The organism is Herbaspirillum seropedicae (assembly GCF_001040945.1).
Taxonomy (GTDB): Bacteria; Pseudomonadota; Gammaproteobacteria; order Burkholderiales; family Burkholderiaceae_D; genus Herbaspirillum; species Herbaspirillum seropedicae.
The window spans coordinates 5,099,150-5,115,127 of record NZ_CP011930.1; the positions used below are offsets into that span (position 1 = coordinate 5,099,150).

Below are 15,978 nucleotides of genomic sequence, written 5' to 3' on the forward strand. Positions count from 1 at the left end.
CCGGCCTGGCTAGAAGCGCCCGCTCACCTGGAAGTTCAGGGACTGCGAGGTCGTCATGGCGTTGGCGGCGTTGTGCGCGTAGAGCAGCATCAGGGCCAGGCCATTCTTGAGCAGCAGCCGTCCACCCAGCGTGAGCAGCCATTGCCTGCTGTCCTGGACGCCGTCGCTGTAGCTATAGAGCGGGCTGGACAGGGAGGGATCGGCATAGCGCATGGTCGCCGTTCCCGCCGCTTGCAGGCTGCGCTGGTAGGCCACCCTGGCCTGCGGCGTCAATAGCCCCACGGGCAGGGTCACATCGAACTGTGCGCGCATGCCGAGGTAGGCCGCATCGTTGCGCAGGGACTGGCTGAAATAGCTCAGTGCACCCGCGCCGCCGCTTTCGCTATAGCGGTCCAGGGTGGCGCGGGCCAGGTCCAGCCGCACATAGGGAGAGACCAGCCAGTCCTGGCCGCGCCACTCATAACCCATGGTAGTCGAAGCAAACACCTGGCGGCCTGTGCGCGAGCCGGCGGCAAGGACGCCGGTATCGGCGATGTAGCGGGACAGATCGAAGCGCAGCACGCCATAGCCGGCCAGCACGTCCACGTACAGATCATCGGCCGGACGGGTGCTGGCATAGAGCACGCCCATGACGCCCTGGCTACGGCTGCTGGCGCTGTCATCATCGGCGCGATAGGTGCTGAGGCTGTAGCCCGCGCCCATGCCCAGCGTGAGGGTGCGACTGATCCGGTAGTCGCCGCCCACACTCACGCCCGAGGTGGCCAGGCGCGCGCTGCTCTGGCCGGCGCTGTCTTTCTGGTTGACCAGGTCGAGTGCGCCGCTGATCCACCAGGCGATATCGCCCCGGGAAACAGCTTCGCTGACTTGCGGCAGCTCGGGCAGCTGATCGTCCGCGCCGCTGGTGCTGGCCGTGCTGGACGCTGCCAGCGCCGTGTTGCGCAAGCCGGCGCGCAGGTAGGCCAGCTCGCTGTCCCGATAATTGACGATGTCGCCGCCGCGCGCCCAGGTGGAGGGTTCACGGCGTGGATCATTGGTCTGGCCGAAGCTGAGGCCGAAGGAGGACGGGGCGGCGCCCTCGCCATGCAAGGCTTCCAGGCGCTGCGTGAAGTTGGCCAGATGCGCCGTGGCGAAGCGCTGCACCGCCTGGGTCTGCGCGCGCACCATGGCGCTGACGGCGGTGCTGCTGGCCGGGTCGGCCAGCGTGGCATAGCTGAAGCCGCCGGCCACGGTCACCGTGCCGCTGGCGGCGGTCACCACCAGATCGACCGTTCCGGCGGTATGCGCGCTGGTGAGCACCACCAGTTCGGTCTCGCTGCTGGAGACGATGGGCGCGGCGCTGCCGCCGAAACTCACCGCGCTCGCACCTGCCAGGCGCAGGCCGCTGATACTCACCCGGGTGTTGCCCAATGCGCTGCCGCTGGCGGGCGTCACGCCGGTCACTGCGGGACGGATGCTGAGCACCGCCACGCTCACGCTGGTCGAACGGGTGCTGTTGTTGTTGCTGTCGCCGTTATAGACGGCTGAGAGGTGATGACTGCCCAAGGTCAGCGTATTGAGGGTGAGGCTGGCGCGCTGGCCAGAGAGGCTGACCGTACCCAGTATGGCTGCGCCATCCATGAAGCTGACCGTGCCGGTGGGCGCTATGCCGCCCGCCACGGTGGCGGTCAGCGTCAAGGGCGCCTGTTCGTTGAGGGCGCTCGCTGAACTGGCCAGCGACAGGGTCGGCGTGGACCTGCCGATGCCCACGACCACACCGGACGAGTTGGCGCTGGCGTTGTTGCTGTCACCGCTGTAGTGGGCAGTGATCGTGTGGCTGCCGAGGGCCAGGGTGGACATGCTGAAACTGGCCGCACCAGCAACCACGTTGACCGTGGCCAGGGTAGTCCCGCCCTCCCTGAAGACCACACTGCCGCCGGGAAGACTGCCGCTGCTGCCACTGATGACGGCATTGAACGTCACATTACTGCCCAGGCTGGCGCTGGCCGGCGTGGCGCTCAGGGTCACCGTGGCCGCGACCTTGTTGATGGTCACGGTGATGGCGCTGCTGGTGGCGGCGGCATGGTTGCTGTCGCCAGCGTAACTGGCTCTGATGATGTGCGCGCCGGGAGCAAGCCTGCCCAGCGACAGCGACGCCGCGCCAGCCAACAGGCTGGTCGCGCCCAGCGTGACGCCGCCCTCGGTGAAACGGACCAGGCCGGTGGCGGCGGCCCCGCCAGTGAGGGTGGCGTTCAGGATCAGCGTGGCGCCGTAGCTCACCGAGGTGGAAGAGGCTGACAGCGTCAGTGCGGGCGTGCGTGGGGTCACCGTGACCGTGGCGACGGCGGAACTGGCAGCGGCGTTATTGCTGTCGCCGCCATACTGGGCTTCCAGGCTGTGCGTGCCGATGACCAGGGTGCGGGTCGAGAAGACGGCGACGCCGCCGGAGACGATGGCGCTGCCCAACACGACGCCGCCGTCAGTGAAGCTGACTGTGCCGCTGGGCAAGCTGCCGCCCACCGTGGCCGTCAACGTGACGGGAGTGCCGAAGGCGGTATTCGATGTCGAGGCGTTGAGCACTACCGTCGAACTGACCTGCCCCACGGTCAGGGTGGTGGCCGACGCAGTCGCACTGTTGTGGTTGCTGTCGCCGGAGTAGACGGCGCTGATGGCGTGGCTGCCCACCGAGAGTCCCGGCAGAGGCAAGCTGGCGCTGTTGCCGGACAGTGCAATCGTGCCGATGGTGGCGCTGCCGTCCTTGAAGAGGATCGTTCCGCCGGGAGAGAGTCCACCGTTGAGCGTGGCCGTGACCGTGGGCGTTGCGCCATAGACGATGGCGTTGGACGAGGTACTCACGGAAAGCGTCGGACTGAGCGGAGAAACACTCACCGTCAAGGCGGCTGAACTGGCCGCCGCATTGTTGCCGTCACCGGCGTAGCTGGCGGTGATGAGGTGGGCGCCAGCCGTCAGATTGCCCAGCGAGAGCGTGGCGGTGTTGCCCGATAGCGTGGCGGCGCCGAGGACAGCGCCGCCCTCGTGGAACTCGATGCTGCCGCTGGGCGCGTAGCCATTGCTGAGTGCGGCGTTGAAGAGGAGATGGCCACCGTAACTGATGGCGGACGCGGAGCTGCCCAGCGAGAGCGTGGGCGTGGCCGCCGCAACGGTGACGGTGAGCGGCGCAGAGCTCGTGGCGTCGCCATCGAAGATGGCCGTCAGTGCATGGCTGCCCGGCGCAAGCGTGCTGATGTTGAGGCTGGCGGCATAGGAAGAGACCGCCACGGTCCCCAGCGTGACCGCGCCGTCCATGAAGCTCACCGTGCCGCTGCCGGCAATAAGTGCCTGCCAGGTTGGCGGTGAGCGTGAGCGCTGCGCCATAGGCAGGGCTGGTCGATGAGCTGCCCAGCGAGATGGAAGTGGGCGTGGGCGCGACCGCCGTCACGGTCCATTTGCTCGATCCGATCAGCTGACGTCGCGCATCGTAATAGTCCAGCGTGACCGTCGATGTGCCGGCCACGGTGGGTGTTCCTGAGACGACGAGATCGAAGAAGCCAGGACCGACGCCCACCAACAATCCGCTGTCCCAATTGTCGTAGGAATAAAGGGTCTGGTAGCAGCCGCCGCAGTTGGGTGTGAAGCTGGCGCTATAGGGAACGCCCACCAGGGCGTCAGGCAAGGCGTTTACCGTCTGCGTCTGCGTCTGCGCCCGCGCGGCCGGCCAGCTCCAGAGCAGCAGGAAGACCAAGGCCATCCATCTGCACACGACTGGCCAGCGGCCGTCACGCCAAGCATTTCCCCCTGCCCCCCGTGGTGAATCCACTACCGCGCCTTTATCAAGATGTGAGTGTCTGACGTTATGCGCGCAGGGAGATAGGCGGTCCACGCACTATCGGCGTAATGGCATGTAAAACGAGGAAAAGGGGCAGTCGCGGCCAGGAGGCGCGCAGCCGCGGCAGATGCGCTGCGAGCGCGGCGCGACTATGCGGATGATGGAAAATCAGTCGGAGGGGACGGCAGGGATCGCCGGGACCGGCGAAACCCGCAGGGGGAAGGATCAGGGGAAGATCAGTTCCAGGCCGAACATTTCGCTGACGAAGAAGGTAGCGACGCCCAGCAGCAACAGCGACAGCACGAAGATCAAGACCACCTGCCCGCTGGCGCGCAGCACGGCGCGGCGCTCATTGATCCTGCCCTTCTTGCCCTGGTCGTAATGCCACTTGATGGCATAGAACATGCCGGTGCACAGCACGATCACCTTGAAGGTGACGAAGAGTATTGGGACCCAATCCATGATGTCGATGATTTCCGTTTGCTGGAGAGACGAAACTCCGATGACGCGCCGGAACTGGGCATGCGTATCGGCTACCACCTGGCCCTTCGCTGATCCTTGTTGCGCCGGAACCTGGCAAAGGCGTGTCACTGTCTCCCCGTAACACTTGCACTTCTTGCACGTGCCTGGGCATTGTACCCAGTCCGCTCGGGGCGGGTCCAGAAGACAAGATCCATACAAGGGCCACCCAAGCCAGGATGCGCCAGCAAGCGATGTGCTGCGCCGGCTTGCCCACAGGCATGTTTCCTGCTTGAGCGAAAGTGTTGCAGGGATGCCGCGCCCCCCATCCGGACGTCGCCGCACTGCAACAAATCCTTTACCATGCGCCCCAGCGGCGACTGTCAGCGACAGCAGGCAGTTGCGATGCGAGGGCGATACCGGCTTACCCGCCGGGGTCGCTCTTGCCTGACGCGTTCGTTATCCACGATAGATGATTGGTATCGCCATGAGCACTTCGACCACTTCCACGGCCGCTTCTTCGGCCTCCCGCCCCATCGCCCCCGTCGCCCCCGCGCCCGTACGCGGCCCTGCCGCCAGCCCGGTGCGCCACAGCTGGATCGACAACCTGCAAGGCCAGTTCTTTGGCGTGGTCATGGTGGCCTTTGGCATGTCCATGCTGCACAGCCTGGGGCTGATCATCGGCCAGATCGCCGGGGTGGCCTTCCTGGTCAGCTATGGCAGCGGCATCAGCTTCGGCCTGGCCTTCACCCTCATCAACCTGCCCTTCTACCTGCTGGCGGCGCTGCGCATGGGCGCAGCCTTCACCTGGCGCACCCTGGCGGCGGTGACGGCGGTGTCGCTATTGACCAATATCGCCGGCAACTACATCAGCTATCGCCACCTTGATCCCGCCGTGGGAGCGGTGCTGGCGGGGCTGTGCGTGGGCATCGGCCTGATCGCCCTGTTCCGTCACCAGGCCAGTTGCGGCGGCATGAGCATCCTGGCGGCCTACGTGCAGGAGCGCACCGGCTTCAAGGCCGGCTGGCTGCTGATGGGCTTCGACCTGGCGCTGTTCGCCACGGCGGCCTGGTTCCTGCCGATGGAACGGGTGCTGTATTCGCTGGCGGGGGCAATCACCATGAATCTCTTCGTGGCCTGGAATCACCGCTATGAGTGGTACATCGCGCGCTAAAGACGTGCAGCGCTGCCCCGTACCAGCGCGCGCGGCGGGTTGATTCCATTACAATTCCGGAACACCGGGGCGTTGCATGCATCTTGCTTGCCCCCCAGCCTGCCCTGCCCCTCTTTTCCTGCGCGTCCATGAGCAATGTCCTGACCTACCTGATCACCGCCCGCCGCTGCGAAGTGGAAGAGCTGCAACGCCTGTCCCGCACCTGCCAGATGGTCTTGACCGTAGGCCAACTGATCCACTGCCTGCAGCAGGAGCGCGGCCTCTCCAACCTCTATCTCGGCTCGGGCGGCCAGCGCGACGCCGCTGCCCGGCAGGCGCGGGTGGCCAACAGCCAGGCCGCAGCCGCCGAGTTCCAGGACTGGCTGCATTCCATCGAACAGGACAATGCCCTCTCCAACGGCGCGCGCCTCTACACGCGCATCGCCTTTGCACTGCATGCGCTGGAGGGCCTGCCCCGGCTGCGCGAAGAGATTTCGGCGCTGCGCTGTTCGCCCACGGAAAGCTATGAGCGCTTCAAGACCGTGGTCGGGGCACTGCTGGCGCTGGTCTTCGAGGCCGCCGATGTGGCGGTGGATGCGCAGATCTCGCGCCTGCTGGTGGCGCTGTTCAATCTGATGCAGGGCAAGGAATTCGCCGGCCGCGAGCGCGCCGCCGGGGCCGCTGCCTTTGCCACCGGCAAGATTACCCGCGAGCAGGAACAGAGCATCGAATACCAGATCGAGATGCAGGAACAGGCGCTGCGCCGCTTCGAGTCCTTCGCCGAAGACGTGCGCGCCCCCTGGCAGGCGCTGCAGGCCGGCCTGCCGCTGGCCGAGCTGGAACGCCTGCGCCGCAAGCTGCTCACCAGCCACGAGCGTGGTCTGGATGCCGAGATGGCCGACGCCTGGTACCAATGCTGTTCGGCGCGCATCGATGGTCTGCACCAGATCGAGATCCACCTGGCGCAGTTCGTCCAGGCGCGCTGCCAGGCCAAGATCACCGAACTGCAACAGGAACTGGATGACCAGGACCAGCTCTTCAGCCAGCAGGACCGGCTGGACCCGCTCACCCCGCTGGCGGGCTTTTCCGCGCCGCTGGACGAACAGGCCCTGGCCGACGGCGTCGGCTCGCACCTGGCCCACAGCATCGTCGACATGCTGCGCAGCCAGTCCGAGCGCTTGCAGAACCTGACCGCCGAACTGGCCACCGTGCGCGACAGCCTCGAAGAGCGCAAGCTCATCGAGCGCGCCAAGGGCGTGCTGATGATGAAGCAGGGCTTGAACGAAGAAGCCGCCTATCGCCTGCTGCGCAAGCATGCGATGAACCAGAACCGGCGTATTGCCGAGGTGGCGCAGGCCATCCTGTCGCTGACCGAGATCCTGCCGGAAGCCTGAACGCCCCCGGCGCACGCTCAAGCCGCCCGCCGACGATCCTCGATCTGACGCTGCCCGACCAGTGGTCGCCCATGGGCGCGCTGCAAGGCGTCGGCCACGCCCAGCAGAGCCTGGTCGCTGAAGGCCCGGCCGAATACCGTGATGCCCCAGGGCAGGCCGTTCTTCATGAAGTTCATGGGCGTGGCCACGGCGGCATAGTCCAGCATGTTCATGAAATTGGTATACCAGCCCAGGTCGGAATTGCGCTGCACCGGTTGCTCGCGCAATTCTTCCAGCGTCACCGGACGTGGATAGGCGGGCGTGACCACGCAATCGACGGTGGCCAGGATGCGGTCGCATTCCGCCTTCAATTGCTGCAGGCGATATTGCGCGCGGAAGGTATCGACGGCGCTGTACTGTGGCGCCTTGCGCAGCACGTCGCGAATTACCGGCAGGATGTCATCGGGCCTTTCCTGCAACAGCGCTTCGATGGTGCTGTAGCGCTCGGCCACCCAGGGTCCTTCATAGAGCAGGCGCGCCGCTGCCAGGAAGGGACTGAAATCGATGGGCACGGCCACGCCGCCGATGGCTTCCATCTGCGCCAGTGCCTCCACGAACAGGGATGGGCTCTCGCTGCACCCGAGGAATTCCAGCTGGCGCGGCACGCCAAAGCGCAGGCCCTGAGGCGGCGGCTGGAAGGCCGAGGCGTCATTGTGCGGCAGGTTGGCGCGGCTGTATTCGTCGCGCTCGTCGGGCTGGCCCGACTGCGTGCACAGGGCCAGCAAGTGGCTGGCTTCGGCCGCCGTGGCGGTGAAGAAGGTCACGCAATCCAGCGTGCGGCAGGCCGGCACTACCCCGGCGGTGGATAGCAGGCCTTTGGTCGCTTTCAATCCAACCAGGTTGTTCAGCGCAGCCGGCACGCGCCCGCTGCCGGCCGTGTCGGTGCCCAGCGCAAAGCTGGACAGGCCCAGCGCCACCGCCAGCGACGAGCCGGAGGACGAGCCACCGGAAGGATAGTCCGGATGCACGCTGTTGCGGCAAGCGCCATAGGGCGAGCGGGTGCCGTTCAAGCCCGTGGCGAATTGGTCGAGGTTGCATTTGCCGACCGGGATCGCCCCCAGCGCGATCAGTTGCGCCACCAACGTAGCGCTCTCGCGCGGGACGTAACTGAAGGCCGGACAAGCGGCCGTGGTCGGGACGCCCGCCAGGTCGATGTTGTCCTTGATCGAGAAAGGCACGCCATACAGCGGCAGGCTGTGCGGGGATTGCTGCTCCAGCGCCTGCAGGTAGGGCTCGGTCTCTGCTTGGCTCAACAGATGGATGTAGAGCCGGTAGGTCGGGTTGAGCGCCGCAGCGCTCTCGCGCAGGCGCTGCATCACCGTGCGCGGGTCCAGGCTGCCGTTGCGATAGGCGGCGGTGAGCGCATCGATGCGCAAGTCGAAGGAATGGATCATGCGACCTCCTCTTCCGTGTCTTCCATGACCAGCACGCACTGGCCAGCGCGCACCGGGCTGCCGGGCTGCACGCGCACCTCGGCGACAACGCCGGCTGCGGGCGCGGCGATATGGATTTCCATCTTCATCGATTCCAGGATCATCAGCAGCTCACCCTGCGCCACGCGCTGGCCAGGACTGACCTTGACCTGCCACAGGTTGCCGGCGATGGGGGCATCGACGGCCATCTGACCGTCCTGCAGAGGCGCGGCTTCCTGCGCGATGGCGCTGCTTTCCTCGCTCTCGTAGTTGGCCTGGCCGCTGGCGATCCAGCGCTGGCGCTCGGCATCGAAAGCGGCTTGCTGGTGCTGGCGGAAGGCGGCGATGCCGTCGGCTTCGCGCTGCAGGAAATCCTGGTAGTCCGCCAGATTCAGCTGCGTCTCTTCGATGCCGACCTCGAAGCGGCCCAAGGGGAAATCACGGCGGATGGTCTGCAATTCTTCGGCCGTGACCGGATAGAAACGGATCTGGTCGAAGAAGCGCAGCAGCCAGGGCTTGCCACGGAAGGCCGCGACTTCGCGGTAACGGTTCCACATCTGCAAGGTGCGGCCCACGAACTGGTAGCCGCCCGGCCCTTCCATGCCATAGATGCACAGGTAGGCGCCGCCGATGCCCACCGAGTTCTCGGCGGTCCAGGTGCGCGCCGGGTTGTACTTGGTGGTGACCAGGCGATGGCGCGGGTCCAGCGGCGTAGCCACCGGTGCGCCCAGGTAGACGTCGCCCAGGCCCATGACCAGGTAGCTGGCGTCGAAGACCGTCTCGCGCACCGCGCCGATATCCTTGAGGTCGTTGATGCGGCGGATGAATTCGAGATTGCTGGGACACCAGGGTGCATCCTTGCGCACAGTGGTCATATATTTCTCGATGGCGAGCTGGCAGGCCGGATCATCCCAGGACAAGGGCAGATGCACGATACGCGACGACACCGTCAGGTTTTCACTGGCGCAGACGGCGTCCCATAATCCGGCGATGGTCTGCAGCAGCGTCGGCAAGGGCAAGGCTTCCGGCTGGTAATGCACCTGCAAAGAGCGGATGCCGGGAGTCAGGTCGATCACGCCCGGCAGGGCCTGTTCTTCCAGCGCGGTGATCAGGGCATGCACGCGGAAGCGCAGCACCAGGTCCAGTTGCGGGCTGCCCACTTCCAGCAGCAGGTTGGCGTCGCCCGACAGGCGCGCCACCAGGCGTCGTTCATCCTGGCCCAGGTCCAGCACGATGGGCGAGGCCAGCGGCGCCGGTGACCAGTCCACCGGCTGAGGCTGCAGGCTGGCCACGCCGGCTTGTGCGGCCAGGGCAATGCGGCGCGCCGTATTCACCTCCACCGGCACGAAGCGGACCTTGTCGCCGGCCTTGAGCTGGCCGATCTGCCAGAGATCGGCCTCGATCACGGTCACCGGGCAGACGAAGCCGCCCAGGCTGGGACCATCCGGCCCCAGGATCACCGGCATGTCGCCGGTAAAGTCCACCGCGCCGACGGCATAGGGATTGTCATGGATGTTGGAAGGATGCAGGCCCGCCTCGCCGCCGCTGTCACGCACCCATTCCGGCTTGGGGCCGATCAGGCGTACGCCGGTGCGGCTGGAATTGAAATGGACTTCCCAGTCGGTGGCGAAGAAGGTCTCCATGTAGGCCGGCGTGAAATATTCGGGCGCACCATGCGGACCATAGATCACGCGGACCTGGCGCACTGCCTCCAGCGCGGGATACAAGGCGGCAGGCAGGGTCTGCCCGGCCTGGGTCATGGCGTCTGCGGCCAGCGGGGCGAGGTGCAGGATGTCGCCACTGGCGAGGGCGCGGCCCGCATGGCCACCGAACTGGCCCAGCGTGAAGGTGCTGCGGCTGCCCAGATAAGTCGGCACCTGCACGCCGCCGCGCACGGCCAGGTAGCTGCGCGCACCAGCCCCGCTGATGGCGCCGAGCTTGAGCGTACTGCCAGCAGCGATGTGCAGCACGGTGGCCATGGGCTGCGCCACGCCATCGAGCAGCACGGGAATGACCGCGCCGGTGACCACCACCATGGCGGCGGTATTGAAGCGCAGGATCGGACCGCTCATGGTCACTTCCAGTCCGGCCGCCTCCTCGGCATTGCCCAGCAGGCGGTTGCCCAGACGCAGGGCGCGCTCATCCATGGGCCCCGAGGGCGGCACGCCGACGGCCCAGTAGCCGATGCGGCCAGGATGGTCCTGCACGGTGGTCTGGGTGCCGGGCGCAAGTACCTCCACCGTATCGGCGCGATAGACCAGTTGTTCCAGGCAGCGTGTCCACGGTTGTCCGCTGGCAAAGGGAACGTCGGCCAGGATCTGGCGCAGGTAGTGCTGGTTGGTTTCCACGCCATACAGCAGGGTCGCGCGCAGCGCCGCATCCAGCGCCAGGCGGGCCGCTTCGCGGGTGGGCTGCCAGCTGATCAGCTTGGCGATCATGGGATCGAAATACGGGGCGATCTCGCACCCGGCCTCGACCCAGGTATCGATGCGCAGCGCCTGGCCATCGACGGGCGGAAAATCGACCGCAGTCAGCAGGCCCGGACAGGGCTGGAACTGGCGACCCGGGTCTTCCGCATACAGGCGCGCCTGGATCGCGTGACCACGCGGTTGCAGGCCGGCTGCCAGTTGCGCCAGCGGCGGCAGGTCGCCAGCGGCCAGCTCGATCATCCAGCGCACCAGGTCGACACCCCACACTTGCTCCGTGACGCCGTGTTCCACTTGCAGACGGGTGTTGACTTCGAGGAAGTAGAACTGTCCGGCCAGGCTGTCATAGACGAACTCCACCGTGCCGGCACTGCGGTAGTTCACCGCCTTGGCCAGCTTGATGGCCGCCGCGCACAAGGCTTCCGCCATGCCATCGGGCAGGTTGGGGGCGGGGGTTTCTTCCAGCACCTTTTGATTGCGCCGCTGCACCGAGCAGTCACGCACACCCAATGCGATCACCTCACCCCGGCCATCCCCGAAGACCTGCACTTCCAGATGACGGGCGCGTTCGATGTATTTCTCGATGAAGACGCCGGCATCGCTGAAATTGTTCTGACCCAGGCGACGCACCGAATCGAAGGCATCGGCCAGTTCGGCATCACTGCGGCAGACGCGCATGCCGATGCCGCCGCCACCCGCGGTGCTCTTCAACATCACCGGATAGCCGACACGGGATGCAGCAGCCAGCGCATCGTCGATGCTCTCCAGCAGATCCGTGCCCTCCAGCATCGGCACGCCCTGTTCACGTGCGAGTGCGCGTGCGGTGTGCTTGAGCCCGAAGATGCGCAACTGAGCAGGCGTGGGACCGACGAAGGCGATGCCGGCAGCTTCGCAGGCTTCGGCGAAGGCGGCATTCTCGGAGAGGAAGCCATAGCCGGGATGGATGGCCTGGGCGCCGCTGTCGCGGGCGGCGGCCAGGATCTTGTCCACGGCGAGATAGGTCTGGGCGGCCGGGCCTTCGCCCAGCGAAATGGCGCGGTCGGCCTGCAGCACGTGCAGGCTGCCCAGGTCGGCTTCGGAATAGACGCATACGCCGGTCACGTCCAGCGTGCGCAAGGTGCGCAGGATGCGACAGGCGATGGCGCCACGGTTGGCGATGAGCAGATGGTCGAACATTCAAGTGGCCTAGAAATCCGGGTCGTCCCGTGATTCGGAAAACCGGCTCGCGGTCGTCCGCGAGGGGTGCAGGGCTAGGTGCAGGGCTGCGTACGGGCAAGCAGCGGGCTTAGTCCCACACCAGCACTTCGGCGGCGGTGGGGTTCCAGCCGTTGCAGGGGTTGTTCAGCTGCGGGCAGTTGGAGATCAATACGATCAGGTCCTGCTCGGCGCACAGCTCCACGTACTTGCCGGCGGCGGAGATGCCGTCCTCGAAGGTGAGACCGCCCTCGGGCGTGACCGGTACGTTCATGAAGAAGTTGATGTTGGCGCCGATGTCGCGCTTGTTGAGGCGGCCATCATGCAGGCAGGCGCACAGGAAGTTGTCGCGGCAGCTGTGCATGTAGCGCTTCTCCAGCGCATAGCGCACCGTGTTGCTCTCTTGCGCGCAGGCCCCGCCCAAGGTGTCATGACGGCCGCAGGTGTCGGCCACGATGGTGGCCAGTGCACGCCCCAGGTTGGAATACAGCACGCTGCCCGCGCCCAGGTAGGCGCGGTTCTGGCGGCGCAGCGTGCGCTGGGGATCGTAGCGCTCACGCGGATTGGCGGCGCTGTAGAAGAGCGTATCGATGGCCTGGTTGCCTTCCAGGTCCAGCAGGCGCACGGTCTGCCCGGCGCTGAGGTTGAAGAGATAGGGTTCGCCCGCCGGGATCACGTGACGGAACACGGCTTGTTCGGGGGCGCGCTGGCTTTCGATGATGTGCATGAGATTCTCCCTGGCTCAGAGATGGAAGCGTTCGGTGTTATGGAAGGCGCGCGCGTTCTCGGGGCGCGCATGGCGGCAGGCATGGGTGCTGTCGTCGCTGTGCGTCTGCAGCCATTCCAGCCGGACCGGACGCGGCGCATAGTGCGGATGCGGGTCCATGGGATGCTGCAGGGCCGTCAGGATGATGAGCGTGTCCATCGGCGCGGCCAGCTCGAGGTAGTCTCCTGATTTGGAATTGCCGGGCACGAAGTGGAAGACGCCTTCGGCATCCACCTCCACGCGCGAGAACAGGTTCACCACCATCAGCAGGTCTTGCAGGTCGAGGTTCCACTTGCCCATTTCCACCAGCAGGTTGTCCACGCCATTGCGATAGAAACCGTTGCGCAATTCCTGGTAGCGGCCCTGGCCGTATTTCTCGCGCACTTCCTCGGCATTGAGCACGCCGCCGAAGCTGTCATGCCAGCCGCAGGTATCGTCGGTGATGGCGGCCAGCACGCGGCCCATGTCGGAGTACAGGCAATGCCCGGCCTGCAGGCGCGCGGTGTGCTGGCCCTTGAGGGTGTCGGGCAGGTTCAGCCGTTCGCTGGGTTGCTGGGCGTTCAGCATCATCATGCTGACGTTGGCGCTGCCTTCGATGTCGGTGATGCGCAGCGACTGGCCGCGCTTGAGGATGAAGGAGGTATGGCCGCCGCCGGGCAGCACTTCTTCGTAGAGTCTGGCTTGCAGGGCCAGGGGATCCTTGCTCATGTCAGCTTTCCTTTGCAGTGATGAGGGAGGCCAGCTTGCCGGCCTGTTCGCGGGCGCGGGCCTCGTTGAGGGCGATGTCGTAGGTGATGTGGGCGCCATAGGCTTGCGGGTATTGCGGGTCGACGCGCACCTTGTCGAAGACCAGCAAGCGGGTGCCGAGGGTGAAGCCTTCGGAGAGGTCGTGGGTGACCATGAAGACGGTCAGGCCGCTGTCCTTCCACAGGTCCAGCAGCAGGGTGTGCATCTCCTTGCGGATGCCCGGATCGAGCGCACCGAAAGGTTCATCCAGCAGCAGCACGCGGGGACGCACGATGAGCGCCTGGGCAATCGCCAGGCGCTGCTGCATGCCGCCCGAGAGGCTGCTGGGATACAGCTCCAGCGCATGCCCGAGGCCCACGCGATGCAACAGCTGCGCCGCCTCCTCCCGTGCGCGCCGCTTGGTGCCGCCGAACAGGCGGCCCAGCAGCGCAGAGCGCGGCAGCTCCAGGCCGATGGCCACGTTGTCTAGCACGTTCAGGTGCGGGAACACGGAGTAGCGCTGGAACACCACGCCACGCGTGGCGTCGGGCTCGGCGGGAAAGGGCTGGCCTTGCAGCAGCAGTTGGCCCTTGCTGGGACGCTCCTGCCCCAGCAGCAGGCGCAGGAAGGTCGACTTGCCACAGCCGGAAGCGCCCACCAGGGTGCAGAACTGGCCCTCTTCCACGCGCAGGTTCAGGCGTTCCAGCACCACGTTCTGGTCGTATTGCTGCCAGACGTTGCGGATCTCGATATAGCTCATGCGCGGCCTCCTTCGGCCCAGGGGAAGAAGCGCCGGTGCACGGCGCGCAGCAGCCAGTCCATCAGCCAGGCCAGCAGGGTGATCCAGACCACGTAGGGCAGGATCACGTCCATGGCCAGATAGCGGCGCACGAGGAAGATGCGATAGCCGAGCCCCGCCGTGGCCGAGATCGCTTCTGCGGAAATGAGGAACAGCCAGGCCGCACCCAGCGACAGCCGCAGCGAGACCAGCAGGCGCGCCAGCATCTGCGGCAGCGCCACGCGCAGTACCACGGTCCAGCTGTTGGCGCCCAGCGTCTGGGCCTTGATCAGCAGTTCGGCGGGAATGGCGCGGCCCGTGTGTTCCAGGTCGCGCGCCAGCAAGGGCGTGACGCCGATGACGATGAGCATCACCTTGGACAATTCATCGAGTCCCATGACGATGAACAGAATCGGCAGGATCGCCAGCGGCGGCACCATGGACATCACCGTCAGCAGCGGCGAGAAGCCGGCGCGCAATACCGGGAAGACCCCATTGACGATGCCCAGCACCAGCCCGGCCAGCGCGGCGATGCCCAGGCCCAGCAAGACCCGCTGCAGGCTGGCCAGCGTATCGGCCCAGAACAGGTAGTCGCCGGTGCGCGGGTCTTCCATGAAGGCCATGTGGCGCACCGCATCGACCATCTGCATGAGGCTGGGCAAGAGCTTGTCATTGGGATTGTCGGCCAGGCGCGTGGCCGAGCCGACGGCATAGAGCAGGGCCAGGATGAGGAAGGGCAGCAGCGTGAGCAGCCATTGCCCGGAGCGGCCCGGATGGCGATTCAGGAAACGCATGACGCGCCTCCCTGCGGCACTGACCGGGACGGGAACGGAGGCAGCACAGCGGCTGCCGGATGGGACCTGGGGAGATGAACAGCGATCACGGGTAACTCCGGTCGGGTTGAACAAAAGCAGGAGCAGCGCAGCACCTGTGGTGCAACTCTCTCCCGGGCTTTTGTCCCGCCGTGTAACCTCGACCGAGGTCGCCGGCTCTCGGACCAGTCATCTGCCTGCGGCAGACCGGAACCCTAGCCAGCTATTTGAACTTCCTGCGCAGCCATCGGATCAGCGATGCGGGCTGCTCTGCATGTCAGTGGATTTCAGCAAATTCCATACCATCATCGCCCGCGCAGCCAGCGCAAGGCATAGCCCAAGGTTTCGATGAGCAGCAGCGAGCTGCGCATGCGGCCGCACAGCGGCAGCGCCTGTGCGAGCTCATTGGAAAAGGCGATGGGGAAAACGGCAGCGTCGCTTGATCGGGTCATGGGCATGGTCTACTCCTGCGAACATGGCCTGGCCGTCCAGGGATGGTTGTCGAGGCCGCACTCACTTCCTGTACTCCTGTGCGCTCGACCCAAGTCGTCTTGGCTCGCCCTATGCGAGAACGACAATCTTGCATGCAAGTTCCAGGCCAAGCCGTCGCGCACTTGCACGCAGGGCGCAAACCCGCTCCAGTACTGGGCCGTAGACAATCGCGCAGCAAGCCGTGGACAAGCCGAGCGCAAGCATGGTGCAGGCCGGCACCGATTTGGCGCGCCGCTGCTGCGCCAGCATCGTTCATGTCCGGCACGTCGAACGTGCTTCCGACAGGCTTGCTATTAATAGCGAAATCCGCACTCGCGCATCGCGCCGGCCTCGCCACGGGATTGGCATGAACCTTGCTGAAAAGCGAGTGGGAGCCGGTGATACCGGTCTTGTGTAAGCACAATTTGCAATGGACAGCTAGGGTTCCGGTTCGCTGTTGCGGATGTCTGGTCCGAGAGCAGTCGACCTCGCAAGAGGTTACACGGCGGGAGAAAAGCCCGGGAGATGACGCGTTCGCAAGGACCG

Annotated in this window: 11 protein-coding genes and 2 riboswitches; of the genes, 2 read left to right on the forward strand and 9 right to left on the reverse strand. The window is 65.9% G+C overall.

Annotated features, from left to right (window positions below; genetic code table 11):
- Positions 1-9 precede the first annotated feature (9 nt).
- Both ACP92_RS22270 and ACP92_RS22275 read right to left on the reverse strand, forming a co-directional pair.
- Entirely contained in the window at positions 10-3,351 is a 3,342-nt protein-coding gene (locus ACP92_RS22270; protein ID WP_013236385.1) for an Ig-like domain repeat protein, read from the reverse strand.
- 676 nt (positions 3,352-4,027) lie between these two features.
- The gene (locus ACP92_RS22275; protein WP_041311333.1) at positions 4,028-4,264 is read right to left on the reverse strand and encodes a hypothetical protein; all 237 of its coding nucleotides are present in this window, start codon (positions 4,262-4,264) and stop codon (positions 4,028-4,030) included.
- Between the two features lie 484 nt (positions 4,265-4,748).
- Here ACP92_RS22275 and ACP92_RS22280 point away from each other — a divergent pair, with 484 nt between their 5' ends.
- Both ACP92_RS22280 and ACP92_RS22285 read left to right on the forward strand, forming a co-directional pair.
- Positions 4,749-5,435: a YitT family protein gene (locus ACP92_RS22280; protein WP_232284881.1), complete on the forward strand. Its 687-nt coding sequence runs from the start codon at positions 4,749-4,751 to the stop codon at positions 5,433-5,435.
- 128 nt (positions 5,436-5,563) lie between these two features.
- Complete coding sequence (locus ACP92_RS22285; RefSeq protein ID WP_013236388.1) at positions 5,564-6,808, forward strand: nitrate regulatory protein; 1,245 nt, start codon at positions 5,564-5,566, stop codon at positions 6,806-6,808.
- A gap of 17 nt (positions 6,809-6,825) precedes the next feature.
- Here the strand turns inward: ACP92_RS22285 and atzF are convergent, their stop codons facing one another.
- The 7 genes from atzF to ACP92_RS24935 all read right to left on the reverse strand — a co-directional run bounded on the left by atzF (position 6,826) and on the right by ACP92_RS24935 (position 15,413).
- A complete protein-coding gene (gene atzF, locus ACP92_RS22290; protein ID WP_013236389.1) occupies positions 6,826-8,241 on the reverse strand; it encodes an allophanate hydrolase in 1,416 nt (471 codons plus the stop codon).
- Positions 8,238-11,861: an urea carboxylase gene (gene uca / locus ACP92_RS22295; protein WP_013236390.1), complete on the reverse strand. Its 3,624-nt coding sequence runs from the start codon at positions 11,859-11,861 to the stop codon at positions 8,238-8,240. The genes atzF and uca overlap by 4 nt, the downstream gene beginning before the upstream one ends.
- A gap of 109 nt (positions 11,862-11,970) precedes the next feature.
- Complete coding sequence (locus tag ACP92_RS24770; RefSeq protein ID WP_013236391.1) at positions 11,971-12,606, reverse strand: urea amidolyase associated protein UAAP2; 636 nt, start codon at positions 12,604-12,606, stop codon at positions 11,971-11,973.
- Between the two features lie 15 nt (positions 12,607-12,621).
- A complete protein-coding gene (locus tag ACP92_RS24775; protein WP_013236392.1) occupies positions 12,622-13,353 on the reverse strand; it encodes an urea amidolyase associated protein UAAP1 in 732 nt (243 codons plus the stop codon).
- 1 nt (position 13,354) lies between these two features.
- Complete coding sequence (locus ACP92_RS22310; RefSeq protein WP_013236393.1) at positions 13,355-14,131, reverse strand: ABC transporter ATP-binding protein; 777 nt, start codon at positions 14,129-14,131, stop codon at positions 13,355-13,357.
- Entirely contained in the window at positions 14,128-14,943 is an 816-nt protein-coding gene (locus tag ACP92_RS22315) for an ABC transporter permease (protein ID WP_013236394.1), read from the reverse strand. The genes ACP92_RS22310 and ACP92_RS22315 overlap by 4 nt, the downstream gene beginning before the upstream one ends.
- A 147-nt stretch (positions 14,944-15,090) precedes the next feature.
- A riboswitch (guanidine-I (ykkC/yxkD leader) is annotated at positions 15,091-15,191 on the reverse strand.
- A 75-nt stretch (positions 15,192-15,266) separates the two neighbouring features.
- Complete coding sequence (locus ACP92_RS24935) at positions 15,267-15,413, reverse strand: hypothetical protein (protein ID WP_167578371.1); 147 nt, start codon at positions 15,411-15,413, stop codon at positions 15,267-15,269.
- A 446-nt stretch (positions 15,414-15,859) separates the two neighbouring features.
- Positions 15,860-15,959: riboswitch (guanidine-I (ykkC/yxkD leader) on the forward strand.
- Positions 15,960-15,978 lie beyond the last annotated feature (19 nt).

Bases quoted from the DNA above. Each gene is read 5' to 3' on its own strand.
- ACP92_RS22270 (WP_013236385.1), bottom strand. From the start codon at position 3,351: ATGGCGCAGCGCTCACGCTCACCGCCAACCTGGCAGGCACTTATTGCC.
- ACP92_RS22275 (WP_041311333.1), bottom strand. From the start codon at position 4,264: ATGGATTGGGTCCCAATACTCTTCGTCACCTTCAAGGTGATCGTGCTG.
- ACP92_RS22280 (WP_232284881.1), top strand. From the start codon at position 4,749: ATGAGCACTTCGACCACTTCCACGGCCGCTTCTTCGGCCTCCCGCCCC.
- ACP92_RS22285 (WP_013236388.1), top strand. From the start codon at position 5,564: ATGAGCAATGTCCTGACCTACCTGATCACCGCCCGCCGCTGCGAAGTG.
- atzF (WP_013236389.1), bottom strand. From the start codon at position 8,241: ATGATCCATTCCTTCGACTTGCGCATCGATGCGCTCACCGCCGCCTAT.
- uca (WP_013236390.1), bottom strand. From the start codon at position 11,861: ATGTTCGACCATCTGCTCATCGCCAACCGTGGCGCCATCGCCTGTCGC.
- ACP92_RS24770 (WP_013236391.1), bottom strand. From the start codon at position 12,606: ATGCACATCATCGAAAGCCAGCGCGCCCCCGAACAAGCCGTGTTCCGT.
- ACP92_RS24775 (WP_013236392.1), bottom strand. From the start codon at position 13,353: ATGAGCAAGGATCCCCTGGCCCTGCAAGCCAGACTCTACGAAGAAGTG.
- ACP92_RS22310 (WP_013236393.1), bottom strand. From the start codon at position 14,131: ATGAGCTATATCGAGATCCGCAACGTCTGGCAGCAATACGACCAGAAC.
- ACP92_RS22315 (WP_013236394.1), bottom strand. From the start codon at position 14,943: ATGCGTTTCCTGAATCGCCATCCGGGCCGCTCCGGGCAATGGCTGCTC.
- ACP92_RS24935 (WP_167578371.1), bottom strand. From the start codon at position 15,413: ATGACCCGATCAAGCGACGCTGCCGTTTTCCCCATCGCCTTTTCCAAT.